21 protein-coding genes are annotated in these 25192 nt (G+C 43.4%); 19 read left to right on the plus strand and 2 right to left on the minus strand.

Annotated elements, in window-relative coordinates:
* Window positions 1-10: 10 nt before the first annotated feature.
* Window positions 11-736: an endonuclease/exonuclease/phosphatase family protein gene (locus tag H2R00_RS04925; RefSeq protein ID WP_182070586.1), complete on the minus strand. Its 726-nt coding sequence runs from the start codon at window positions 734-736 to the stop codon at window positions 11-13.
* Window positions 737-859: 123 nt separating this feature from the next.
* On the opposite strand from H2R00_RS04925, the gene H2R00_RS04930 reads away from it, so the two are divergent.
* The 4 genes from H2R00_RS04930 (at window position 860) to arsC (ending at window position 3884) form a co-directional block, all read left to right on the plus strand.
* Complete coding sequence (locus H2R00_RS04930; RefSeq protein ID WP_182070587.1) at window positions 860-1453, plus strand: YdeI/OmpD-associated family protein; 594 nt, start codon at window positions 860-862, stop codon at window positions 1451-1453.
* A 222-nt stretch (window positions 1454-1675) separates the two neighbouring features.
* Window positions 1676-2023, plus strand: coding sequence for an ArsR/SmtB family transcription factor (locus tag H2R00_RS04935; protein WP_154998945.1), 348 nt, complete (start codon window positions 1676-1678; stop codon window positions 2021-2023).
* 123 nt (window positions 2024-2146) lie between these two features.
* Window positions 2147-3442, plus strand: coding sequence for an arsenic transporter (locus tag H2R00_RS04940; RefSeq protein ID WP_411802388.1), 1296 nt, complete (start codon window positions 2147-2149; stop codon window positions 3440-3442).
* 22 nt (window positions 3443-3464) lie between these two features.
* Window positions 3465-3884 (plus strand): arsenate reductase (thioredoxin), encoded by a 420-nt coding sequence (arsC, locus tag H2R00_RS04945; protein WP_154998943.1) that lies wholly within the window; start codon window positions 3465-3467, stop codon window positions 3882-3884.
* Between the two features lie 214 nt (window positions 3885-4098).
* Here the strand turns inward: arsC and H2R00_RS04950 are convergent, their stop codons facing one another.
* A complete protein-coding gene (locus H2R00_RS04950) occupies window positions 4099-5109 on the minus strand; it encodes a LacI family DNA-binding transcriptional regulator (RefSeq protein WP_154998941.1) in 1011 nt (336 codons plus the stop codon).
* A gap of 458 nt (window positions 5110-5567) precedes the next feature.
* Here H2R00_RS04950 and H2R00_RS04955 point away from each other — a divergent pair, with 458 nt between their 5' ends.
* The 15 genes from H2R00_RS04955 to H2R00_RS05025 all read left to right on the plus strand — a co-directional run bounded on the left by H2R00_RS04955 (window position 5568) and on the right by H2R00_RS05025 (window position 25136).
* Window positions 5568-6578 (plus strand): TRAP transporter substrate-binding protein, encoded by a 1011-nt coding sequence (locus tag H2R00_RS04955; protein WP_154998939.1) that lies wholly within the window; start codon window positions 5568-5570, stop codon window positions 6576-6578.
* 50 nt (window positions 6579-6628) lie between these two features.
* The gene (locus H2R00_RS04960; protein WP_182070588.1) at window positions 6629-7144 is read left to right on the plus strand and encodes a TRAP transporter small permease; all 516 of its coding nucleotides are present in this window, start codon (window positions 6629-6631) and stop codon (window positions 7142-7144) included.
* Between the two features lie 38 nt (window positions 7145-7182).
* On the plus strand, window positions 7183-8478 hold the full coding sequence (locus tag H2R00_RS04965; RefSeq protein ID WP_182070589.1) for a TRAP transporter large permease: 1296 nt from the start codon (window positions 7183-7185) through the stop codon (window positions 8476-8478).
* Window positions 8479-8497: 19 nt separating this feature from the next.
* A complete protein-coding gene (locus tag H2R00_RS04970; RefSeq protein ID WP_182070590.1) occupies window positions 8498-10906 on the plus strand; it encodes a glycoside hydrolase family 31 protein in 2409 nt (802 codons plus the stop codon).
* 243 nt (window positions 10907-11149) lie between these two features.
* Window positions 11150-12220, plus strand: coding sequence for a mannonate dehydratase (gene uxuA / locus H2R00_RS04975; RefSeq protein ID WP_182070591.1), 1071 nt, complete (start codon window positions 11150-11152; stop codon window positions 12218-12220).
* A 37-nt stretch (window positions 12221-12257) separates the two neighbouring features.
* Window positions 12258-13109: an SDR family oxidoreductase gene (locus H2R00_RS04980; RefSeq protein WP_044790253.1), complete on the plus strand. Its 852-nt coding sequence runs from the start codon at window positions 12258-12260 to the stop codon at window positions 13107-13109.
* Between the two features lie 288 nt (window positions 13110-13397).
* Window positions 13398-13772: a GntR family transcriptional regulator gene (locus tag H2R00_RS04985; protein ID WP_154995424.1), complete on the plus strand. Its 375-nt coding sequence runs from the start codon at window positions 13398-13400 to the stop codon at window positions 13770-13772.
* Window positions 13773-13774: 2 nt separating this feature from the next.
* The gene (locus tag H2R00_RS04990) at window positions 13775-14653 is read left to right on the plus strand and encodes an ABC transporter ATP-binding protein (RefSeq protein ID WP_154995422.1); all 879 of its coding nucleotides are present in this window, start codon (window positions 13775-13777) and stop codon (window positions 14651-14653) included.
* Window positions 14637-15293 (plus strand): ABC-2 transporter permease, encoded by a 657-nt coding sequence (locus tag H2R00_RS04995; RefSeq protein ID WP_182070592.1) that lies wholly within the window; start codon window positions 14637-14639, stop codon window positions 15291-15293. The genes H2R00_RS04990 and H2R00_RS04995 overlap by 17 nt, the downstream gene beginning before the upstream one ends.
* 281 nt (window positions 15294-15574) lie before the next feature.
* On the plus strand, window positions 15575-17518 hold the full coding sequence (gene manR / locus H2R00_RS05000; RefSeq protein ID WP_154995038.1) for a mannose transport/utilization transcriptional regulator ManR: 1944 nt from the start codon (window positions 15575-15577) through the stop codon (window positions 17516-17518).
* Between the two features lie 151 nt (window positions 17519-17669).
* Complete coding sequence (locus H2R00_RS05005; protein ID WP_182070593.1) at window positions 17670-19613, plus strand: PTS fructose transporter subunit IIABC; 1944 nt, start codon at window positions 17670-17672, stop codon at window positions 19611-19613.
* Window positions 19614-19631: 18 nt separating this feature from the next.
* A complete protein-coding gene (manA, locus tag H2R00_RS05010; protein WP_154995042.1) occupies window positions 19632-20585 on the plus strand; it encodes a mannose-6-phosphate isomerase, class I in 954 nt (317 codons plus the stop codon).
* Window positions 20586-21044: 459 nt separating this feature from the next.
* Window positions 21045-22760 (plus strand): acyl-CoA dehydrogenase FadE, encoded by a 1716-nt coding sequence (locus H2R00_RS05015; RefSeq protein WP_182070594.1) that lies wholly within the window; start codon window positions 21045-21047, stop codon window positions 22758-22760.
* 15 nt (window positions 22761-22775) lie between these two features.
* A complete protein-coding gene (locus H2R00_RS05020; RefSeq protein WP_182070595.1) occupies window positions 22776-23663 on the plus strand; it encodes an NAD(P)-dependent oxidoreductase in 888 nt (295 codons plus the stop codon).
* An 18-nt stretch (window positions 23664-23681) separates the two neighbouring features.
* Window positions 23682-25136, plus strand: coding sequence for a CoA-acylating methylmalonate-semialdehyde dehydrogenase (locus tag H2R00_RS05025; RefSeq protein ID WP_182070596.1), 1455 nt, complete (start codon window positions 23682-23684; stop codon window positions 25134-25136).
* Window positions 25137-25192: the final 56 nt, after the last annotated feature.

A 25192-nucleotide genomic window follows, 5' to 3' on the forward strand; every position in this document is an offset into this window, starting at 1 on the left:
AAGCCGTCCTTTAATATGTGACGCTGCCCTTAAGCGGCAGATGGTCGGAAGTGCTCGGATCAACGGCGACAACTTCAGCCGCTGTCACATGAAAAAACGGACTGAGAAAGATGTAGTCCAAGCGCCGTCTCGGGCGGTGGGAAGGGTAGGTGAACCCCTGTCCGTATTGACTTTCCTCCCACAGGTCGGCCAGTTTTTCCGCGACCTTTGTCCATCCCCGTGAATAAGGTTTCATATTAAAGTCTCCCATGACGATCACAGGCAGATCGCTCTCTTGGACCCTCTCGATTAAAAAATCCGTCTGCTTGCCGTGAAGCCACGGATTCAGACTCAGATGCGTAACAAAGACGCGAAAGAGCCGATCGCCGATCCGGACATCAGCCTCAAGAAGAGACCTTCCTTCGACCAACCCTTTGACAAAGTTAAATGAATGATGCTGTTCTTTCACAATCGGAAAACGCGTTAATAGGGCATTCCCGTATTGCCTTTTCACAGAAGAATCATCAGAACTCAATGAAAGGGAGGGGCAGTACGCATAGTGCATGTTCAATTGTTCTGCAAGCCGGCCGATTTGGTCTTCGTAATCGCTTCTCTTGGAGTAATGCCGATCCACTTCATTAAGGCCGATGATGTCGCAGCCGCTTTGAGCGATCACACCAGCCGTTCTTTCTAAATCAACGCGACGGTCCCTTCCCTTTCCATGATGGATATTAAACGTCATGATGCCAAATTTCATAATCATCCCGCCTCTTCTTTAAGCTAAGCATATTGTCTCTCCGGAACGATTAAAATATTTCAGCTGTCGGCGGAGCGAGATTAGGTTAAAATGACATTATGACATAAAGAGGAGTGTTCCTTGATGACAAATAGCAGAACGAATCCAAAGGTTGATGAATTTTTAAACAAAACCGAAAAGTGGAAGGAAGAGTTTGAGAAGCTGCGTCAAATCGTTCTTGACTGTGGGCTGAACGAAGACTTCAAGTGGAAGCATCCTTGTTACACGTTTGAGAAAAAAAACATCGTATTAATCCATGGATTTAAAGAATATTGTGCACTTCTGTTTCACAAAGGCGCATTGTTAAAGGACCCCAACGGGATTCTCATCCAGCAAACGGAGAATGTACAAGCCGCGCGGCAGATTCGATTCACCAATGTACAAGAAATAGCTGAAATGGAAACCATCTTGAAAGCTTATATAAATGAAGCCATTGAAGTTGAAAAAGCCGGTTTGCAAGTGAATTTTAAAAAGGGTGCAGAATATACAATTCCGGAAGAGCTTCAAAAAAAATTCGCTGAAATCCCGGCTTTAAAAACGGCTTTTGAAGAATTGACGCCGGGACGGCAAAGAGCATATATTCTTTATTTTTCTAAACCAAAACAATCCAAAACCCGAGAGTCGAGGATTGAAAAATATACACAGCAAATTCTCGATGGAAAGGGATTGAATGACTAGTCTACCGTTTTCATGGGAGAGGCGAATCTTAACCATATGGCCGAAGAAGCGGCGAAATGATTTGAGAAAAAGCCTCCGAGTCCTCAAAGGCTTTTCCTGTTCACAGTATGATGCTGTCACAAGCTCCATGCCTTGGTGATCACCGCTTGATTATATAAAAAGACATTTATATAATGGATGCAATATACCGGCTGCAAAGCGCCTGAGATTGGAGGGAGTGTCATGACCGTACAAACGAAGCTTGATTCGAAAAGCACTGTGAGCTGCATGAAAATATTGAGCGATTCTACCCGGCTCTTGATTCTGAAGCTGCTCCAGGAGAAACCATATTGCGTCTGCCAGTTTGTCGATATGTTTGAAACAAGCCAGCCCGCAATAAGCCAGCATTTACGAAAGCTGAAAAGTGCAAATATGATCAAGGAAGAAAGAAGGGAGCAATGGCGTTTTTATTCGCTTCATGACGACTTTCCGGAGCGCGAATTGGTCCTTGCCATTCTCAATCAGATCGATGAACACGATGAGGTTCTTCAAACCATTAAAAGAAAAGAAAGGCCTGTTTCGTGCAGTTAAAAAAGAAGAGGGAGGACGGTTCCCTCTTTTTCATTTGCATTTCTTATATAAGCATTGACTTATATAAAGATTTTATTATAAGATATGTCCGGAGAGGAAACCTATGAAGGGGGCGTATAGACGATGATGACGGTCTTAGCCATTTTGATTTTTCTGCTGACCCTTACACTTGTCATTTGGCAGCCGAAAAATCTTTCCATCGGCTGGTCGGCCTGCGGAGGTGCGGTGCTGGCTTTAATCGCCGGGGTCGTCAATTTTCAGGATGTATTAGATGTGACGGGAATCGTATGGAATGCGACTTTGGCATTTGTCGCGATCATCATCATCTCCCTGATTCTTGATGAAATCGGATTTTTCGAATGGGCCGCCCTGCACATGGCCAAGGCGGCCAAAGGGAACGGCATTCGGATGTTTGTCTATGTCTCCCTGCTGGGAGCTGTAGTAGCCGCGCTGTTTGCCAATGACGGAGCTGCTTTAATTTTGACGCCGATCGTGCTTGCGATGGTACGCGCGTTAAACTTTCAAGAAAAGCTCGTTTTTCCTTTTATTATCGCAAGCGGATTTATCGCGGATACGACATCGCTGCCGCTTGTCGTCAGCAACCTTGTCAATATTGTCTCAGCGGACTTTTTCAACATCGGATTTATCGAATATGCAACAAGAATGATTGTTCCAAACCTGTTTTCGCTTATTGCAAGCATCATCGTGCTTTTTTTGTTTTTTAGAAAAAGCATTCCGCGGCATTATGACATGACAAATGTAAAACAACCGGCAGAAGCGATTAAAGACAGGAAAATGTTTCGCTTGTCATGGCTGATATTAGCCGTTTTGCTGGCAGGTTACTTTATCAGCGAGCTGTTCTCAATCCCCGTCTCGATCATCGCAGGCGTGATCGCCGTCATTTTCTTAATCACGGCGACAAACAGCCCCGCGGTGCAGACAAAGAAAGTGCTGAAGGGAGCGCCTTGGGCGATTGTTTTCTTCTCACTCGGGATGTATGTCGTCGTATACGGTTTAAGAAACGCCGGCTTAACAGATGTTCTCTCACAGGTCATACAGACTGTTAGCGATCAAGGGCTGTTTGCCGGAACAATCGGAATGGGCTTTATCGCGGCCATCCTGTCTTCATTCATGAACAATATGCCGACGGTGATGATTGATGCGCTTGCGATTCAGAATACCGACACACACGGGATTCTCAGAGAAGCGCTGATTTACGCCAATGTCATCGGCTCTGATCTCGGTCCGAAAATCACGCCGATCGGCTCCCTGGCGACGCTTTTGTGGCTTCACGTCCTTTCACTGAAAGGCGTAAAGATTTCTTGGGGAACCTATTTTAAAACAGGCGTCATTTTGACCATTCCAACCCTCTTCATCACGCTTGCCGGACTTTATGTGTGGCTGTTGATCATTCATTAAACATGATAGGAGACGATGACCAATGTCAAAAAAGACCATCTATTTTTTATGCACAGGCAACTCCTGCCGCAGCCAAATGGCTGAAGGCTGGGCGAAGAAACACCTCGGAGACGAGTGGAACGTCCACAGTGCAGGGATTGAAGCGCACGGTTTAAACCCGAACGCGGTCAAAGCCATGAGAGAAGCAGGCATCGATATTTCTGAGCAGACGTCCGATATTATTGATCCCGATATCTTACACAACGCAGACCTCGTCATTACGCTGTGCGGGGATGCGGCTGATAAATGCCCGATGACACCTCCGCATGTCAAGCGCGAGCATTGGGGTTTTGACGATCCCGCTAAAGCAGAAGGGACAGAAGAAGAGAAATGGGCATTCTTTCAGCGCGTACGCGATGAAATTGGAGAGCGGATCAAGCGTTTTGCGGAGACAGGAGAATAAATACAAAGCTCAGGTATTGTTACCTGAGCTTTGTATTTATTAGAAACATATAAAAACACGTCTGCAACATATATTTTCTATAAAGAAAGAACGTACCCTAAGGCATGCGGCCGTTCATGTAAAAATTCAGAAATCAATGTACCGAGGAATTCTGTAAAATCCATTGCCATCAGCTTTTAAAAGAAAAGATGACCTGAAAAACTCGTCTTAAATGTTACTTGTTTTCTTCACCTAAAACTGCTGGAGAAGCGCATGACATTCTTACGTTTAATTCAGGGTCCATTTTTTGAGTTAATGGTATTGAGCCCGGCTCACGAATAAGAGACAGCAGAGAATCGACCATTTTGTGAGCCAATTGATCGATTGGAACCCCTACGCTCGTCAGCGGGGTTTCAAGGCTTGCCATTTGAGGAATATTATCATAAGAAATTAAAGATAGGTCTTCGGGTATACTGAGCTGTTGTTCCTTTACGGCTCGTAAAATCCCTACACTGATATCGTAGCTTCCGCTAATGATTGCTGTAGGTTTTGGGGTTTGTTGTAATAGTTTTTTCGCAGCGGTGTAACCGTTATACCAGCTTAACCCATTAGTATTTAAAATACTGTTTCGACTTAATTTCAAACCGGCTTCCATCATAACCTCTTCAAACCCTTTGCTTTTTTCAACCTGACGCTTGTCGGCAGGGGAGAGGTCGCCGACGTAGCTAATGTTTTTGTGGCCAAGTTGATACAGATACGCAACGGCTTTGTAAATTGCTTTTTTATGATTGACATCAATAATAGGATGTGTATGTTCACCTGACACTCCATAAGATAAGATAGGAATAGTTAATCCAGTATCATCACTAAGCTGAGTTTCGCCGCCTTCTTCAAAAATCATAATTCCATCCACGCGAAAACTCTTAAACAATTCCACTGCCTCTTTAGCTCTGTTAACAGATAAAATCATTGAATAGTTGTTCTTTTCGACCACTTCATTTATTTTAGTAACAAGTGCTGATAAAGCGATTCTCTCAATGGTAGGCCAGACAAGACCGATCGTTTGACTTTTTTTAGATGCCAAGCTTCTCGCTGCAAAATTCGGACTATACCCTAATTGTTCGGCAACTTGCAAGACCTTTTTCTTTGTATCCGGTTTTACAAGAGGGCTGTTTCTTAAAGCCTTTGAGACTGTTGAATAGCTTACTCCGGAAGCATTGGCGATGTCTTTAATGGTTACAGTCATTTTGGACCCTCCAAAACATCTTTAAAAATATAATATTGCAAATTTTCAAAAATAATTTTATGATAATAAATAACAACGTTGTTATTATAAATGATACATCATAAAATAACAATCATATACATCTTCCGAAGAAAATAACAACGTTGTTAAAGAACTTTTTGGATGATGAAACAACGTTTATTTTTAACAACGTTGTTAAACTTATCGTAAAGGGGGAGAAGTCTGAGAAAAACGATCATCTAATGCACTAAAATATTACACAAATTGTTACAGAACATAATTGGAAACGGGATTCAGGGGATAAACCGAAATATACAATGCAAAAATTTCACATATTCGTTCCCTATTCGAGCAGAATTGTAAACGCTACCAAAAAAATATGGCGATGAAAGAAAACATGAATCGCAATCAATCATTGGTTAGAAAGCAACGGTTATGAGATTCAAGGAGGGTAGTTCATGAGAAAAATGCTATCCGTGTTTTTTGTATGCGCTTTAATCTTTGGAATGCTTACGGGGTGTAAAAGCAGCGATGTAATAGGCGTCGATAAAACCGTAACGTTACGGCTTGCTCACAACCATAATGAGGAACACCCCGTCCACAAGTCTTTACTCAAATTTTCAAAAGACGTAGAAAAGAAAACTAATGGCACCGTTAAAGTGCAAGTGTATCCAAATGCTCAGCTCGGTTCAGAACGTGAAGTGATTGAATTGACGCAGACCGGGGCTGTCGATCTGGCTAAAGTAAGTGCAAGCGCTTTAGAAAGTTTTTCAGAGGTCTACTCCATCTTCAGCTTGCCTTATTTATTTGACAGCAAACATCATTTCTATGAAGCCATGGACAGTGATATTGCAAAAGAAATGTATGATACAACGAAAAACATAGGGTTTATTGGATTAACCTACTATGATGCCGGTTCGCGGAACTTTTACACAAAGAACAAACCGATTATGCACCCAAATGACCTTAAAGGTTTAAAAATTCGTGTGCAGCCGAGTGCTACAGCGATTCGAATGGTGGAACTCATGGGTGGAGCACCTACTCCAATGGCTTATGGAGAAGTATATACAGCATTGCAGTCAAGTGTAATCGATGGCACCGAAAACAACGAAATGGCTTTAACAAGCAGCAATCACGGGGAAGTGGCAAAAGAATATTCATACTCAGAACATGCGATCGTTCCGGATATTTTGATCATGAATTTGGACAAAAAGGATCAATTAAGCGAAGAGCAGCAGAATGCGGTGATCGAAGCGGCGAAAGAGTCTACTGAGTATCACAAAATCGTTTGGGCTGAAGAAACTGAAAATGCGGTTAAGAAAGCAAAGGAAATGGGAGTGAAGTTCCACAAGCCAGACAAGACTCCATTCCGGGATGCGGTAAGCCCGCTTCATGATGAGTTTGCCAAAAAAGAATTGATCGGAAAATACTATAGGGAAATTCGTGCGAAAGCTAAAAAGGTAAAATGACTCTGGATGAATGAGCGACTCGAATATTTTTCGATAAGGGAGGGATGTATATGCTAGCTTTAAAAAAAGCAGTGAATAAAACGATTGAATGTTTGACTTGCACACTAATGGCCATCATGGTTTTGGTTGCGATATGGCAAGTATTTACTCGATATATACTAAATTCTCCCAGTACGTTTTCAGAAGAATTTTTACGCTATTCACTGATATGGATTTCTATGTTGGGCGGTGCCTATGCATTTTGGAAAAAAAAGCACTTGGCGATTGAATTTATCGTTCGAAAACTTCCAATAAAAGCAGCTGTTTTCGTTCATACTTTCATTCAGATTCTTTTGATTGCTTTTGCTCTGATTGTGTTGGTGTTAGGAGGTTCGAAAGCAGTGATCACCACAATGGAGCAATCTTCAGCAGCATTAGGGATACCAGTGGGATTTGTTTATCTATCACTTCCTGTTGCAGGCATACTCATCATTGGCTACAGCTTGGCCGGTTTATATGAATCTTTACATGAATTCAATTCAAAACAAAAGTCAGGTGATGATGTAAAAAAAGCAGAAAAGATGTGACTGAGGCTTTTTAAAAACTAAAAAAGAGGTGAAATGATATGGCCATAGCAGCAGGTCTCATTTTATCGGCAGTATTCTTCATATTATTGTTTCTCGGCGTTCCGATTTCTGTAAGTATTGCGGCGGCATCCATTGTGACAATGCTTACCATTTTTCCTTTTGATGTTGCCATTTTCACTTCGGCGCAAAAAATGGTCACTGGAATCGACAGCTTTTCTTTATTAGCGGTGCCGTTCTTCATTTTATCAGGCATTATTATGAATAATGGCGGTATTGCAATGCGGCTCATTAACTTCGCAAAATTGATCAGCGGCAGGCTGCCCGGTTCTCTGGCCCATACAAATGTTGTCGGAAACATGTTATTCGGTTCCATTTCCGGTTCGTCTGTAGCTGCTGCTGCTGCGATCGGCGGGGTCATGTCGCCGCTGCAAGAAAAGGAAGGATATGACCGGACTTACTCTGCCGCAGTAAATATTGCTTCTGCACCAACTGGTTTGCTTATTCCGCCTAGCGGTCTTTTGATCATTTTCTCATTAGTCAGCGGCGGAACATCTGTAGCCGCTTTATTTATGGCGGGTTATTTGCCCGGAATCTTGTGGGGGCTGGCTACGATGGTTGTCTCCTGTATTATTGCAAAAAAGAAAAAATACCCTGTTGCGCCAAAGATTACGATTAGTCAAGGTTTTAAAGTGCTTTTCGATGCGATTCCAAGCCTGTTGCTCATTGTAATCGTAATCGGGGGTATTATCGCCGGTGTATTTACAGCAACTGAAGGAGCAGCAATAGCGGTGGCTTATTCCTTAATGTTATCGCTCTTTTATAGGACATTGAAATGGAAACAGCTCCCCAAAATGCTGCTGGAAACGGTAGAAATCACAGCCGTTATTATGTTTTTGGTTGGGACATCAACGATGCTGTCATTGGTCATGGCGTTTACAGGCATACCGACGGCAATCAGCAATGGAATTTTAGGGATTACAGATAACCCAGTTTTGATCCTGCTGATGATGAATATCATCTTATTAATAATCGGTACATTTATGGACATAACACCGGCTGTATTAATTTTCACTCCAATCTTTCTGCCAATTGTTCAAAGCTTCGGAATGGATCCCGTGCATTTTGGAATTATGATTGTATTTAACCTTTGTATCGGTAATATCACTCCTCCTGTAGGAAGTGCTCTGTTTGTGGGATGCAGCATAGGTAAAGTTGATATTGAACGAGTGGTTATACCGATTCTGCCATTTTATGCTGCGATCATGATCGTCCTTTTAATTGTTACCTACATTCCACAAATCAGCTTAATGCTGCCTCAATTATTTGGTCTTTAAGATAGGAGGCGTCTGTTTAATGTCAATTAAAGAAACCTACATGTTTACATTTATAAAAGACGAGAAAAATGTGCTGTATTTTCATTTAAATGACGGCTATGCACATGCGAAAATATTCATTCTTGAAGAAGATATAATTCGGATTTTGCTGACGGAGGGAGAAGCGTTAACGCTTGAAAAAACGTGGAGTGTAGCGCCTGGACAGATCGATGTGCCATGGGAGGGACGCCATCGTTTAGACATGAGTGGATTTACATTGCCTCAATACGAATTCCAGCAAGTCAAAGATGTTTTTATTGTGAAAACCGGCAAGGTCAAGCTTCATGTTCAATTGAACGGCTTTAGAATCAGCTGGTTTTATCACAATGATTCTGAATGGATCAATGTTGCAAGCGATCGACAAACACAAGGGTATAATTTTGAAGGGGCTTTTGGAAAGGGGGTATACCACTATTTACAACGTGATTTACAGGAACAATATTTTGGATTTGGCGAGAAAACGGGAAACGTCGATAAACACGGGAAACGCTACCGGATGTTAAATATCGATGCGATGGGGTACGACGCAGAGTGGTCAGATCCCCTATACAAACATATCCCATTTTATATTACACGTCATAAGAAAACAGGCATCTCCTATGGAATGTTCTATGATAATCTATCAGCTTCCATTTTTGATATGGGTTCAGAGCTTGATAACTATCATGGACTGTACCGCTATTATCAGGCTGAAAAGGGGGATTTAGACTACTACTTCATAGCCGGTCCGAAAATAAAAGATGTAGTCGAAACATTCTCTTGGCTGACAGGCAAAACGATCTTGCCGCCAAAATGGAGTCTTGGCTATTCAGGCTCTACGATGAGCTATACCGATGCGCCAAATGCACAGGAACAATTAAAAAATTTCGTTCATCTCTGTGAAAAACATGATATGTTATGCGATTCGTTCCAATTATCGTCAGGATACACATCTATCGGTGATAAACGTTATGTCTTTAACTGGGATAAGAACAAAATCCCTTCTCCAAAAGAGATGGTGCAACACTTCCATGAAAAGGACGTCCGTTTATGCGCCAACATTAAACCGTGCTTGTTAAAGGATCATCCGAAATTTGATGAACTAAAAGAAAAAGAAATGTTCATTGTAAACAGAGAAACACAAAAACCGGAAATGGCCCAATTTTGGGATGATATCGGAGCCTATTTAGACTTCACGAAGCGCCAAACGTTCGACTGGTGGAAGGCTCAAGTAACAGAAAAGCTGCTGGAATACGGAATTGATTCAACTTGGAACGACAATAACGAATTTGAAATATGGAGTCAAAATGCCAAGTGTCACGGCTTCGGCAAAGAAGTGGAATTTGAACTGATCCGCGCGCTTCACCCGCTTTTGATGATGAAAGCGTCTTTCGAAGCTCAGCTAGAATACAACCCGGAATTACGCCCGTACCTGATCTCAAGATCCGGCTGTCCCGGGATGCACCGTTATGCACAAACTTGGACCGGTGACAACCGAACAAGCTGGAAAACATTAAAATTTAACATTAAAACAGGCATCGGTCTAAGTTTATCAGGCATTTACAATTTCGGCCATGATGTCGGCGGATTTTCAGGACCGGCCCCTGAACCGGAGCTATTCGTAAGATGGATTCAAAACGGCATCATGTACCCAAGATTTACAATTCACTCGTGGAACGATGACGGGACAGTAAATGAACCATGGATGTTTCCTGAAACAATCGATGAAATCCGTGAACTCATTAAGTTTAGACATAAGATCATCCCTTACATTTACACCGCGCTATATGAGGCGCACAAACATTATCAGCCGATCATTCGACCGACATTTTATGATTTTGAACATGATGAGAAAACATTTGAAGAAAACGATGAATTTATACTTGGTGAATCTTTGCTGGTTGCATCTGTCGTCGAAAAAGGAATGAGGGAGCGGGAAGTGTATTTACCGAACCATGAAAAAGGCTGGTACGATTTCCATACGGGAACATGGTATGAAGGAGGAAAGACGGTCGTTCTGCCGGCACCATTACATTATACTCCGCTATTAGCGAAAGCGGGAGCGATCGTTCCAGTAAATGATGCAAACTTGACATTCCAAACAAAGAATCAAGACGAAAGAGGATTTTTGTTATTCCCATTCAAAGGAAAAGGAAAATCGACTTATCGTTTGTACGAAGATGATGGGTTAACAAATGAGTATACTCATACATTTGCCTTTATTCATGTCGATATGGAGACAACAGAAGACGGGATTAAACTTTCAATAAAAAAAGAAGGAACATACGAGTTATCGTATGATCAACTCACTTTTCACGTACCAAATGGAGAAAAGAGAAAACTGATCGTAAATGGCACAGAGCTGGAAAGCAAGAACAGAAAGTTTTCTTACAGTTTGCCGTGTGATTAAAATATTAAGGCCACATGATGATGATGTTTCCATTACTTGTGCAAGAATCATTGTCCGCAATTACATCCTGGCAAGCTGAATTTTGTCAACTAGAACGATACATGAATCATTATCACGAAAATTTATGTAAGCGGATACTAATCGGCAAATTCTTCTGAAAAAATCGGTCCAATATATTGTTATAGTCATGCGAAATTCTAATATCGAATGTTAAATAATAAGAGGGAAGAGGATGGAAGAACCATGCAAATGACGTTTCGATGGTATGGAGACAGCGATCCGGTCACATTAGAGTATATTCGCCAAATTCCCGGCGTTACTGGAATTGTTTCGGCCATTTATGATATTCCTGTAGGGGAAGCATGGCCTTATGAGAAAATTGTAGAATTAAAAGAAAAAATTGAAAATCATGGTTTATCGTTAAGTGTCATTGAAAGTGTACCTGTCCATGAAGATATTAAATTAGGTCTTCCGACAAGAGATCAATATATTGAAAACTACAAAACGACGATACGGAACTTGGCAAAAGCGGGTGTTAAAATCGTTTGTTATAATTTCATGCCTGTCTTTGACTGGACTCGTTCTTCTTTAGACTATGCACTTGAAGACGGTTCTACAGCGTTAATTTATGAAGAGGAAAAAGTTAGACAAATGAATCCATTACATGGTGAATTAAAACTTCCCGGCTGGGACACAAGCTATGAAGATGGACAGTTAAAGAATCTTTTTCAACAATATCAGCACATTACGGAAGAGGATTTATGGGAAAATCTTTCGTATTTTATTAAAGCGGTTATACCCGTGGCAGAAAATGAACAAGTCAAAATGGCGATTCACCCAGATGATCCGCCATGGCCTATCTTTGAACTGCCTCGAATCATAACGAACAAAGAGAATTTGGAGCGATTGATTAATCTCTATGACAGCTCCTTTAACGGCTTGTGTTTATGCAGCGGGTCGCTGGGTGTGAATTCAACAAATGATATTCCAGAATTGATTCGTTATTTCGGAAAAAAAGGAAAAGTCAACTTTGTTCACCTGAGAAACATTAAGATCATTGGGGAAAAGTCATTTCAAGAATCATCCCACCGTTCAGAAGACGGGTCTTTAGATATGTATGAAATCGTAAGAGCATTAAGAGATATTGACTTCGCCGGACCAGCCAGACCGGATCATGGGAGAATGATTTGGGGAGAGACCGGTAAACCGGGTTATGGTTTATATGATCGGGCGCTGGGTGCAGTGTATTTAAATGGAATGTGGGAAACATTAACGAAAGAAAAAAAGCGGATAGCCTTTGAATGCAATAAATGAACAAGCACTAACTAAAATGCAGAGACGAGGGATGAATGTGCAGATTCCTTTTCATGTAAACTTGAAAGATAAGGTGGCTGTAGTGACAGGGGGAGGCGGTATTTTATGCAGCTGTTTCGCTAAAGCATTGGCTCAATGCGGGGCAAAAGTAGCTGTAGTCAGCCGAAGAGCTGAATCGGCAGACAGAGTAGCGAAAGAGATCCAAGAAAACGGAGGCGAAGCACTTGCCCTTACAGCAAACGTCCTTGATAAACAAAGCCTTGAACAAGCGAAACAACTAATTAACAGAACCTTCGGCAGATGCAATATTCTAATTAACGGTGCAGGCGGCAACCATCCAAAGGGAACAACAGATAAAGAATATTTATATAAAAAAGACTTGAATACTAAAGAATTGACTACGTTTTTTGATTTAGAAATAGAGGGTGTAAGGTCCGTATTTGATTTAAACTTTCTTGGCACACTGTTAACCACTCAAGTATTTGCAAAAGACATGGCTGATCACGACGGAAGTGTCATCGTTAACATCTCATCCATGAACGCCTATACGCCGCTGACGAAAATTCCCGCCTACAGCGGTGCAAAAGCGGCCGTAAGTAACTTTACCCAATGGCTTGCCGTGCATATGTCAAAAGTCGGAATTCGTGTTAACGCCATTGCCCCAGGCTTTTTTCTTACTGCCCAAAATAGAAGCCTATTACTAAATGAAGATGGAACGTATACGGAGCGAGCACAAAAAATTATCAATCAGACGCCGTTGGATAGATTTGGGGTTCCGGAAGATCTAATCGGAACGTTATTATGGTTGGTAAGCGATAAAGCCTCGCGATTTGTCACTGGAACCATCATACCGGTCGATGGAGGATTCTCCGCCTATTCTGGAGTATAACTAAGGGGGTTAGCTCCAAAAAGCTGATTTTCAACACTGATAAAAATCCCAATTTCTCTGTGTCACATTGAGAAATTGGGATTTATTATTTCAACTTTTCCTTCTTACAAAGAAGAAGATAAACAACATTTTGTATGATCTGCCATGCAGGAAACAGGAGGTTTTCTGCTGCTACGTAATACAAAACCATCGCAAATAATATGCATTGTTTTGTGATTGTTTGACAACAGTGTTATAACTGTTTATATTGTATATATACAGTTATAACGAATAGAGGGATGTTATGCTTTGAATATCATCATTTCAAATTCATCTGATGAACCGATTTATTTGCAGATCGTCAACCAATTAAAAGATCAAATCGTCAAGGGAGAACTCTCGGAGTCTGAGGCGCTCCCATCGATCAGAAACCTAGCCAAAGAGCTTAAAATCAGCGTGATTACAACAAAAAGAGCCTATGACGAGCTGGAAAGAGAAGGGTTTATCGTCACAGTCGCGGGAAAGGGCTCGTATGTTGCAGCCATCAACAAAGACATGCTTCGAGAAACAAAAGTCAAATTGATCGAAGAACACATAGCAGATGCCGTCGCTGAAGCGAAACAAATCGGCTTAACATACGAGGAACTCCAAGAGATGCTCAAACTGGTTTATGAGGAGTGGTAAAAGTGACCAGCATACTGGAATTAAAAAATGTAACAAAACATTATCAAGATTTCTCTTTAGAAAACATCAACTTCTCGCTTGAAAAAGGATATATTATGGGTTTTATCGGCCCGAACGGAGCCGGAAAAAGCACGACCATCAAGCTGATCATGAACCTGATTAAAAAAGATGAAGGGGACATCAGCATTTTCGGTCTCAACAATGAAAAGCACAATATAGAGATCAAGCAGAGAATCGGCTTTGTATACGATGAAAATCATTTTTACGAAGAACTGACGCCGAACGAAATGAAAGGAATCATCAGACCGTTTTACAAAAAATGGGACGAGGCTGTTTTTCAGCGGTACGCAAAAGACTTCCAGCTCCCTTTAAACAAACAGATCAAAAACTTGTCAAAAGGGATGAAGATGAAATTCTCACTGGCGGTCGCACTATCCCATCATGCCGAATTATTGATCATGGATGAACCGACATCAGGACTCGATCCTCTTGTCAGGTCCGAGCTCCTTGACGTGCTGCAAACATTGCTGCAGGACGAAAACAAGTCGATTTTCTTTTCGACGCATATTACCTCTGATTTAGAAAAAGTAGCGGACTATATCACTTTCATTCATAACGGCCGGCTCGTGCTGAGCAAGACAAAGGATGAGCTGTTGGAAGAGTACTGCATTGTAAAAGGAGACCTCGATACGCTGCGCAAAGGGAACGAAGACGCCTTAATCGGCATCAAGAAAAACCGCTATGGTTTTGAAGCGCTCTCCAGAGATAAGCGAAAAGTCGTTCAGCATTTCGGGGATTCCGTCATGATAGAAAAACCGACTTTGGAAGATATTCTGGTATTTTCAACCGGCAGGAGTGATCAACATGTATCATCTAATTAAAAAAGATATTTTAATGCAGAAAAGGGCAATGAAGCTATCGCTGTTATTGATGATTTTTTTCACTTTTACATTGTCGCAGCTTGAGCTTGTCGGATATACAGTCGCAGTTTTGGCTGTCACGTATCAGCTGGCATTAGGCGCAAGCTCCTTAGAAGACAAAAACAACAGTGATAAAATCCTGATCAGCTTGCCTATTAAAAGAAACATCATCGTTTTATCGAAATATGTATCGGTTTATGTCTATACGGCTTATGCCATTCTCTTCTATACTTTGATCAATGCGATCGGACATTTGCTGCACTTGCCGCTTGATTTCCCATTGACATTTTCAGGGGCCATGGGTGCTGTAGTGGCAGTCACTTTATTTAGCTCGATCTCATTTCCGCTGATTTTTAAGTACGGCTATTTGAAGTCCAAAATGGCGAATATCATTATATTTTTCGCCATTATATTTGGAGGGACTGCCTTTTTTAAATTTATAGATGCGGGGGAGAACCTTGCATTGAGCCAAAAACTAACGGCTTTTCTAAGCGAAATGTCAAATACGGGTACATTCATCCTTTTGGTTGGTGTACTGCTCGTGATGATCTCCGTTTCATATGCGATATCGCTCAGCTTTTATAATAAAAGAGAATTTTAATGTTTAAGGATCGGCGGGAGCAGCTCTGCTGATCCTTTTTCCGTTTCAGAACCGTACAGCTGTTTTACTTCCCCTCACTATCATCTATTATAAAAAATTCCTATAAAAGAAAAAATTCCGAGTTGATAAAAGCATTTTTTCCGGAAGTTTCGGTAAAAAACGAAACTTTTGGCCCTTTTATTTCATTGTATAATGTAAACGGTTACGTATGTAGTATACTTATACTATCATTTCTTTTAAGTGAAACTGACGGGAAGGATAGAAAAACAGGTGAGAAAGATATGAATACGAGGCAAAAAGACATTCTGAATCTGTTGTTATCTGAACCTGATGACTATTTAGTCGTACAAGATTTCGCAGACAGGGTAAAGTGTTCTGAAAAAACGATCAGAAATGATCTGAAAACGATTGAAGATTATCTCAATCAGCATTCTCATGCTCAATTGATTCGCAAACCGGGACTGGGCGTTTATTTGAATATCGAAGATCATGAAAGGGCCCGTTTAAGCCGGCAATTATATACCGAACATCACGCCGCAAAGCAGCAATCTGATGAAGAAAGAATGCTGCAAATCGCTTATCAGTTATTAATGAATCCAAAGCCGGTTTCTGCAAAAGAAATGGCTGCCGAGCACTTCTTAAATAAATCTTCCATCAAAAGGGATTTGAATCAAATCGAAGGTTGGCTCCAGCGGTTTGGCCTCACACTGGTGTCCAAGCAGCGCCTCGGTTTAAAGATCGAAGGAAGTGAAAAAAATAAGAGAAAAGCGCTGGCGCGCATCTCGGAGTTGATTGACAACCCGGAGTTTACAAGCCGATTTATTAAAAGCCAATTTTTAAGTCACGAAGTGGAATTTGTTAAGAATGAAATCAGATCATTACAAAAGCGCCATTCTTTATATTTCACTGATGAAACGTTCGAAAATTTACTGTTGCATACACTGCTGATGATCCGCCGCATCAAAATGAAACAGCCGATTACCATTTCGCCGGGGGAATTAGATGCAGTCAAAAAGAAAAAAGAATTTCAGTGGACGTTTGCATGTTTAAAACGGCTTGAAGCGGTTTTTGCGATCCGCTTTCCTGAAGAAGAGGCCGTCTATTTAACATTGCATATATTAGGCGGGAAAGTCCGTTACCCATTGCGGAAAGAAGGGGAGAGCGGACTGGAAAACCCTTTGCTTCCAAAGGTTGTCGAATATTTAATCCATCGTGTCTCAGAGTTGAAAATGATGGATTTCCGCGAGGACCGGGTTTTGATCAACGGATTGAAAATTCACCTTAATACCGTTTTAAACCGGCTGAACTATGACCTTTCCGTATCAAATCCAATGCTCAACGATATCAAAAAAATGTACCCTTATCTGTTTCATATTGTCATTGATGTCCTTGAAGACATCAACCAAACGTTTTCACTTTCGATTCCCGAGGAAGAAGCCGCCTATCTGACATTGCATTTCCAAGCGGCGATCGAACGCTTCAGCTATGGAAAAGACAAGCATAAAAAAGCGATCATCGTCTGTCACATGGGCATCGGGATGTCACAGCTGCTGCGGACAAAAATTGAACGGAAATTCCACCAAATTGCCGTGATGGACTGCATCGCGAAAGCTGATTTGGCGGACTATACTTCACAACATGAAGATATCGAGCTTGTGATATCAACAGTCAGTCTGGAGGATTTATCAATTCCCCATATCGTTGTATCACCGCTGCTCGAGTCGGCCGATGAGAAAAAGCTCGCCGCTTTTATGAATCAGCTCGGTGAATCGTCCCGGCAAACACAAAAAACGTTTAAAGTGCTGAATGACACGACTCCTTTCCTCGTCTTCCTGCAGCAGGAGTCAGAACACCGCTACAAGCTGATTGAACAGCTGGCAATGGCTTTGTACGAGAAAGGCTATGTAGAAAAAGAATATGCTGTACACGCAGTCATGAGAGAAAAAATGTCGGCGACAAACATCGGAGCGGGCATCGCCATTCCTCACGCGAACGCCAAATTGATTAAACAATCAGCCATTGCGATCGCCACATTAAAAGAGCCGCTTGACTGGGGCTCTGAAAAAGTATCGCTCGTCTTTATGCTCGCTGTCAAACACGAGGATCAAAACATGACAAAACAATTGTTTCAAGAGCTGTCCAGCTTAAGCGAGCAACCGGCTTTCATCCAAAAGCTGACGAAAGAAACAAATGTGATGAAATTCTTATCTTATTTGGATTATTAAAAGCGGGGCGGAGCCCTGCTTTTTTATTTATAGGAAAAAAAGCCGATTTTTCCGGAGCCTGCGGTAAAAAACAACGCTTTTACACACGGGTTTTTATTATAAAGTAATGACAAGAGCTGCTTATTACTTTAGTTTCAGAAGGAGGATTCGCATGAAACTGTTAGCGATTACATCATGTCCAAACGGAATTGCCCATACGTATATGGCTGCGGAAAATTTGCAAAAAGCGGCCGAGCGAATGGGCGTTCAAATGAAAGTCGAAACACAAGGCGGCATCGGAGTGGAAAATGAGCTGACCGAGCAGGAAATCCGCGAGGCAGACGCGATTATTATTGCCGCAGACCGCTCGGTCAACAAAGACCGTTTTATAGGAAAAAAACTTCTGGCTGTCGGTGTTCAGGAAGGCATCCGAAAACCGGAAGAATTGATACAAAAAGCGATCAATGGCGATATACCTGTCTATCGTCCGGCTGCGAAAACGGAAGCTTCCGCTCAAACTGAGAAAAAGCAAAATCCGATTTACCGGCATTTAATGAACGGTGTATCGTTTATGGTTCCTTTCATTGTCGTCGGCGGATTATTGATTGCGGTCGCATTGACGCTTGGGGGTGAAAAGACGCCGAAAGGGTTAGTGATCCCTGATGATTCTTTTTGGAAAACGATTGAGCAAATCGGAGCTGCCTCATTCTCATTCATGATCCCGATTTTAGCCGGTTATATTGCCTACAGCATCGCGGATAAACCGGGGCTTGTGCCGGGAATGATCGGCGGATATATTGCAGCGACGGGAAGCTTTTACGGAAGCGGGAGCGGTGCAGGGTTCCTCGGCGGCATTATCGCGGGCTTTTTAGCCGGATATGCAGCACTGGCCATCAAAAAATTAAAAGTGCCAAAAGCCATTCAGCCGATCATGCCAATCATCGTGATCCCGGTGGTTTCCTCGCTCATTGTCGGCTTGGCGTTCGTATTGCTGATCGGCGCGCCTGTCGCGCAAATCTTTGAATCATTGACGGTTTGGCTGGCTGGTATGCAGGGCTCAAGCTCGATTCTTCTGGCATTAATTTTAGGGGCGATGATTTCGTTTGATATGGGCGGCCCCGTCAATAAAGTGGCATTCTTGTTTGGTTCTGCCATGATCGGTGAAGGAAACTATGAAATTATGGGTCCGATCGCCGTTGCCATTTGTATTCCTCCGATCGGGCTTGGCATTGCAACGTTTTTAGGAAAAAGAAAATTTCAGGCGCAAGAAAGAGAAATGGGAAAAGCAGCATTTACAATGGGATTATTCGGCATTACTGAAGGCGCTATACCGTTTGCTGCACAGGACCCGCTTCGCGTCATACCAAGTATTATGGCGGGTTCAATGACAGGTTCCGTGATCGCCATGATCGGTCATGTAGGGGACAGAGTCGCCCACGGCGGACCGATCGTAGCGGTGCTTGGCGCTGTCGATCATGTGTTGATGTTCTTTATCGCCGTTATTGCCGGATCTCTGGTCACCGCTCTTTTGGTCAATGTGCTCAAAAAAGAGGTCACAGCTGCACCCGCAGGAGTAAGTGAAGCTGCTGCAGCGAATGACATTCCGCAGCCGAACATCGAAATCGAAGCAAAAAGCAAAAAATCCGACATGCCGGAAATCAAAAAGCTCACAGACATCATCGATACGGAACTGATCGAACCGCATTTATCAGGGGATACGAGAGACGACATTATCGATGAAATGATTCAAAAATTGGCCCGGAAAGGCGCACTGCATTCGGAAAGCGAATTTAAACAAGCGATCATGAATCGCGAACAAGAGGGGACAACGGCGATCGGCATGAATATCGCGATCCCGCACGGGAAGTCTGACGCCGTCAAGAAGCCGAGTGTAGCATTCGGCATTAAACGTTCGGGCGTCGACTGGAAGAGTCTTGACGGAACTGACGCCAAACTGATTTTTATGATCGCCGTCCCGAAAGAAAGCGGAGGAAACGAGCATCTGAAGCTTCTGCAAATGCTCTCCAGAAAACTGATGGATGACACCTACCGGGACAAGCTTCTCTCTGCCCAAACAAAAGAAGAAGCATACAAACTTCTGGATGAAATCATCTAAAAAAGGGGGACGCCTGTCATGACTGAACCATTATTTTTCGAGCCTGTTTTTAAAGAAAGAATATGGGGCGGCACAGCTTTAGCCTCTTTCGGCTATGAGATTCCATCAGAACAAACGGGGGAGTGCTGGGCTTTCGCCGCACATCAAAATGGACAAAGCGTCGTAAAAAACGGCTTGTATAAAGGGCTCACACTCAGCGAATTATGGAATGAACACCGTCATTTATTCGGACATATAAAGGGAGACCGCTTTCCTCTTCTGACAAAAATTTTGGACGCCGACCAAGACCTATCCGTACAAGTGCATCCAAACGATGAATATGCAAAGCTGCACGAAAACGGGGAGCTTGGAAAAACGGAATGCTGGTATATCATTGATTGCAAAGAAGATGCGGAGATCATTTACGGCCACCATGCCAAGACGCGCGAAGAACTGGTCTCAATGATCGAACACGGAAAATGGAATGAGCTTTTGCGCCGCGTCAAAGTGAAGCCGGGAGATTTCTTCTATGTGCCGAGCGGAACCGTCCATGCGATCGGAAAAGGCATTTTGATTTTGGAGACGCAGCAGAATTCAGACACAACCTACAGACTATATGATTATGACAGAAAAGATGCTGAAGGAAACCTGCGCGAGCTCCATTTGCAAAAAAGCATAGAAGTGATCGATGTCCCGTCTTCGCCTGATCGCGAAACTGTTCAATATGAAACATCGGGTGCTGTCAAGACTGCCGCACTGATTGAGTGTCCATATTTCTCAGTAGAAAAATGGAATGTAAAAGGATCGGCCTGTTTCAAACAGGATAAACCGTTTCTTCTTGTCAGCGCTATAGAAGGGGAAGGGCGCATCGCGGCTGGCGGCCATGACTTTTCTTTTAAAAAAGGAGATCACATGCTACTGCCTGCGGGCTTTGGAGAATTTACGCTCGCCGGCCATGCAGAATGTATCGTTTCAAGCTTGTCAATCGAATAAGCGATCAATGGTACCCTTTCTGAACAGACCATCAAAACGATGGTCTGTTTTATTTTTGCGAAAAAAGAATGCCGGCTTGCCAAAACGCGTTCACCACAAGGCTGACAATGCATATTCCCAAGCTTCACAAGTAAAATAGAGTAAACCAAAAAAACATTTGGAAATCTTCCAATTATTTGATAAGCTGATATTAAAAGCTTCATATCTTAAACATCAGCTGCACTGCCCAGGGCTTTTCGCGGAACAGCTGCTTCATGAAACAAAAAGCGGTTCTATGTTCCGGCGACAGGCAAAAGAAAAGCCTGCTAAATGACCGAAACAACCGTGCCCTTCATAATTGGTTGGTCCTTATCTGGATGAGAAAATTGACGATGATTCGTATCAGGAAAAATGTAAGCGGATTCATCGTCTTTTTATCTCGGTTTATCACTCTATTTAGCGGAAGCGAGGAGGAATGCAATGGGGAAAGCAAAACTTCGATGGAATGAACCCTTGATTTCTCAACACGAATCGGCTGCTGAAGGATTTACGCCGGAAGATTTCACAGAGGAAGAGCGACTGATTTCAAAAACGACAGAATCATTTGTCAAAAACGAAGTCATGCCCCTTCTTGAATCGATCGATCAGCAGGATCACGAAAGCGTGAAAAAATTGTTTCAAAAAGCGGGAGAGCTCGGCTTACTCAGTATCGAAGTTCCGGAGGAATACGGCGGCCTTTCACTCAGCAAGAAGCTTTCCGGGTTAGTCGCAGAGAAAATGGGAGCCGGCGGATCGTTCAGCGTCTCCTTTAATATTCATGCGGGAGTCGGGACATTGCCCTATATTTATTATGGAACAGAAGAACAAAAACGAAAATACCTTTCGAAACTGGCATCAGGCGAATGGATCGGAGCATATGCTCTGACAGAGCCGGGCGCAGGTTCGGATGCTTTAAACGCAAAGACAACGGCCGTCTTGAATGGGGATCGAACAGCCTGGATTTTAAATGGGGAAAAACAATGGATTACGAACGCGCAAGTAGCTGATGTATATGTTGTCTTTGCAAAAACGGCGGAAGGCATGACAGCATTTATCGTCGAACGTTCGTTTAAAGGCGTTTCCATCGGACCTGAAGAGAAGAAGATGGGAATCAAAGGGTCTTCGACAGCAACCTTAATCCTGGAGGAAGTCGAGGTGCCGAGCAACAATGTTCTAGGTCATGTCGGGAAAGGACATCATGTCGCATTGAACATTTTAAACATGGCCCGCTTAAAGCTCGCATTTTCGAACATTGGAATGGCAAAACAAGCATTGAACCTTGCCGTTAGCTACGCTAAACAACGCAAACAATTTCACAAGCCGATCATCGGTTTTTCAATGATTCAAGAAAAGATTGCCGACATGGCGATTTCGATTTTCGGCGCGGAAAGCGCTGCTTACAGAACGGCAGATGGCTTGGACAATGTTTTAGATTCGGCTGAGCCATTAGACGATAGACTGAGAGAACTGGCAAACTATGCATCCGAATGTGCGATCAATAAAGTTCACTGTTCCGAAATACTCGACCGGATTGCAGACGAGGCGGTGCAGATTCATGGCGGCTACGGATACATGCAGGAGTACGAAGTCGAACGATTGTACCGGGATGCACGGATCAGCCGGATTTTTGAGGGGACAAACGAGATAAACCGCTTGACGATCGCCAAACTGATGATGAAAGAAGCGCAGCAAAACGGCATCTCAGAGCAGGAAGCTCAATTAAGCAGCGAGGGGAACCGAAACCGGCGGTTTATTCAGCTGTCCAACAGGCTTTTCGGCAAAACATTAAAAGCGCTTATACGCTCTCGCGTGAACATTCAGGAGGAGCAGGAATACGCCCGGCTTCTCGCCGACATGAAAAAAGAAATCTATGTGATGGAATCCGTCGCCCGCCGGACTGAAAAAGCACTCCAAAGAAGCGGAAGCGAAAAAGCACGGTTGAAAGAAATGATGACGAACGTCATTTGTGAAGAAGGCTTCCGCAGAATCGAAGAAATGGCGGTGACCGCCTTATCAGGCATAGCATCTGATGAAACCGAAAGAAAGCTCGCATTTGAAGAGGCTCGCAGCCTTCCTTTGCCCCTTTTCAGCAATCTGTTTGCTCAAAAACGCGAAATCGCAGAGAAAATAGCGGCTCATGAAAAATATACGGTGTGATCGGAGGGAAACTGTGTGAAAAAAATCGGATTTATCGGTTTGGGCAATATGGGTCTGCCCATGTCTAAAAATTTGCTTCAGGAGAACTTTACGGTGTATGGAATGGACCTGAACAAAGAAGCTGAATTGGCCTTGCATCATGCAGGGGGAACAATCGGGATTTCAGTTGAAAAGATGGTTGATGAGTGTGACGCCATCCTGACAAGCCTTCCTTCATCAAACGCTGCAGAGGAGGTTTTTCTGGGGAAAAAGGGGCTTGTACACCAGGCTAAACCAGGCGTCCTCCTGATCGATACAAGCACGGTCGCTCCTGAACTGAATATCCGGATTGCGGAGGAAGCGAAAAGAAAAGGGATCGATTTTCTTGCGGCGCCGGTCAGCGGAGGTGTGATCGGGGCGGTCAACCGGACGCTTACCTTTATGGTCGGGGGTCCGAAGTCCGTTTTTAATAAAGCGTTACCTGTTTTCAACGCATTGGGTGAGAATATTTTTCATGTGAACGAAAACATCGACAGCGGAACGAATACGAAGCTGATCAACAACCTCTTAATCGGTTTTTATACAGCAGGCGTCAGTGAGGCCCTGCACCTTGCCAAAAACAACAATCTGGATCTCGACCAATTGTTTGAGATGCTGAACGTCAGCTATGGGCAGAGCCGGATCTATGAGCGCAACTATAAAAGTTTCATAGCGAATGAAAACTATGAACCTGGCTTTTCTTTGAAGCTGCTGCTGAAAGACCTTGGCTTTGCACTGGATTTGGCTGAGAAAAACGAGGTTGAACTGCCGGTGAGCAAGATTCTCTTCGGCATTTATGAAGACGCCGATCAGAACGGATACGGCGACAAAGATATGTCTGTTTTATACAAAAAAATAAGTGAACAAAAGACAACTTATCAGTAAGGAGAGGTGAGAAAGCAAATGATCACAACCAATGCAAAAAAAATGATGAACCATATCGACGGGAAATGGGTGAATTCTCTAGGTACGGAATCTGAAGAAGTCGTCAATCCTGCAAACGGAAACGTCATCGCTTATGCGCCTCTATCTGTGAGAGCGGATGTAGATCGTGCCGTGCAGGCTGCCAAGCACGCTTATCAGACCTGGTCGCTTGTGCCTGTCCCCAATCGGGCAAGACTTTTATACAAATATTTGCAGCTTCTTCAAGAGCAAAAAGAACAATTGGCAGACATCATTACGGCGGAAAACGGCAAAACGTTAAAAGACGCCCGAGGCGAAGTGCAACGAGGAATCGAAGTTGTTGAGCTTGCGACAGCCACACCTACTTTAATGATGGGAGAATCCCTGCCCACAATAGCAGGGGGCATCGATGGATCGATTTGGCGCTATCCTTTAGGGGTCGTCGCCGGTATTACGCCGTTTAACTTTCCAATGATGGTTCCTCTGTGGATGTTTCCGCTCGCCATCGCCTGCGGAAACACGTTCGTCCTGAAACCTTCGGAACGGACTCCCATTCTTGCCGGGAAGCTTGTTGAGCTGTTCTATGAAGCCGGGTTTCCAAAAGGTGTGTTAAACCTCGTCCATGGAGGAAAGGATGTTGTAAACGGAATATTGGAGAACGATGATATTAAAGCCGTCTCCTTCGTTGGTTCAGAACCGGTCGCAAAATATGTGTATCAAACAGGCACAGCTAACGGGAAACGCGTTCAGGCGCTTGCCGGCGCTAAAAACCATGCGATTGTTATGCCGGATTGCCATCTTGAAAAGTCGGTTCAAGGCATCATCGGGGCGGCATTCGGAAGCAGCGGGGAACGCTGTATGGCCTGCTCCGTTGCGGCGGTGGTTGATGACATCGCCGATGACTTCATGGAAATGCTCGTCTCTGAAACACGGAAGCTGAAGACAGGAGACGGGAGATCCGAGGATCACTTTGTCGGTCCGCTGATCCGCGAAGTCCATAAACAACGCGTCCTTGACTATATCGACACAGGAATTAAAGAAGGGGCAGCACTCGCCGTGGACGGCCGCAATCCGGATGTTCAGGAAGGATACTTTGTGGGAGCCACGATTTTCGATCATGTGACATCGGAGATGAAAATCTGGCAGGACGAAATCTTCGCACCGGTCTTGAGCGTTGTCCGTGTACAAGACCTTGATGAGGGGATCGAGCTCGCCAATCAATCGAAGTTTGCCAACGGCGCTGTCATCTACACATCGAGCGGGAAAAGCGCCCAGCAGTTCCGCGATAAAATTGATGCCGGAATGATCGGCGTCAATGTCAACGTACCGGCTCCGATGGCGTTCTTCTCCTTCGCAGGGAACAAAGCCTCTTTCTATGGAGATCTTGGGACAAACGGAAAGGACGGCGTCCAGTTTTACACGCGTAAAAAGGTCGTCACCGAACGCTGGTTCTAATCTTGAACATAAGGCTCCCTCTCATGCACAACTGATTTTTTTTCAGAGGGGCCTTT

This window comes from Bacillus haynesii (assembly GCF_014042035.1).
GTDB lineage: Bacteria > Bacillota > Bacilli > Bacillales > Bacillaceae > Bacillus > Bacillus haynesii.

What these genes read in the sequence shown, in the direction of transcription:
- manA (WP_154995042.1), top strand. Translation starts at nt 19,632, where the DNA reads ATGACTGAACCATTATTTTTCGAGCCTGTTTTTAAAGAAAGAATATGG.
- H2R00_RS04955 (WP_154998939.1), top strand. Translation starts at nt 5,568, where the DNA reads ATGAGAAAAATGCTATCCGTGTTTTTTGTATGCGCTTTAATCTTTGGA.
- H2R00_RS05025 (WP_182070596.1), top strand. Translation starts at nt 23,682, where the DNA reads ATGATCACAACCAATGCAAAAAAAATGATGAACCATATCGACGGGAAA.
- uxuA (WP_182070591.1), top strand. Translation starts at nt 11,150, where the DNA reads ATGCAAATGACGTTTCGATGGTATGGAGACAGCGATCCGGTCACATTA.
- H2R00_RS04940 (WP_411802388.1), top strand. Translation starts at nt 2,147, where the DNA reads ATGATGACGGTCTTAGCCATTTTGATTTTTCTGCTGACCCTTACACTT.
- H2R00_RS04935 (WP_154998945.1), top strand. Translation starts at nt 1,676, where the DNA reads ATGACCGTACAAACGAAGCTTGATTCGAAAAGCACTGTGAGCTGCATG.
- arsC (WP_154998943.1), top strand. Translation starts at nt 3,465, where the DNA reads ATGTCAAAAAAGACCATCTATTTTTTATGCACAGGCAACTCCTGCCGC.
- H2R00_RS04995 (WP_182070592.1), top strand. Translation starts at nt 14,637, where the DNA reads ATGTATCATCTAATTAAAAAAGATATTTTAATGCAGAAAAGGGCAATG.
- H2R00_RS04950 (WP_154998941.1), bottom strand. Translation starts at nt 5,109, where the DNA reads ATGACTGTAACCATTAAAGACATCGCCAATGCTTCCGGAGTAAGCTAT.
- H2R00_RS04925 (WP_182070586.1), bottom strand. Translation starts at nt 736, where the DNA reads ATGAAATTTGGCATCATGACGTTTAATATCCATCATGGAAAGGGAAGG.
- H2R00_RS04930 (WP_182070587.1), top strand. Translation starts at nt 860, where the DNA reads ATGACAAATAGCAGAACGAATCCAAAGGTTGATGAATTTTTAAACAAA.
- H2R00_RS05015 (WP_182070594.1), top strand. Translation starts at nt 21,045, where the DNA reads ATGGGGAAAGCAAAACTTCGATGGAATGAACCCTTGATTTCTCAACAC.
- H2R00_RS04970 (WP_182070590.1), top strand. Translation starts at nt 8,498, where the DNA reads ATGTCAATTAAAGAAACCTACATGTTTACATTTATAAAAGACGAGAAA.
- H2R00_RS05005 (WP_182070593.1), top strand. Translation starts at nt 17,670, where the DNA reads ATGAAACTGTTAGCGATTACATCATGTCCAAACGGAATTGCCCATACG.
- H2R00_RS04960 (WP_182070588.1), top strand. Translation starts at nt 6,629, where the DNA reads ATGCTAGCTTTAAAAAAAGCAGTGAATAAAACGATTGAATGTTTGACT.
- H2R00_RS04965 (WP_182070589.1), top strand. Translation starts at nt 7,183, where the DNA reads ATGGCCATAGCAGCAGGTCTCATTTTATCGGCAGTATTCTTCATATTA.
- manR (WP_154995038.1), top strand. Translation starts at nt 15,575, where the DNA reads ATGAATACGAGGCAAAAAGACATTCTGAATCTGTTGTTATCTGAACCT.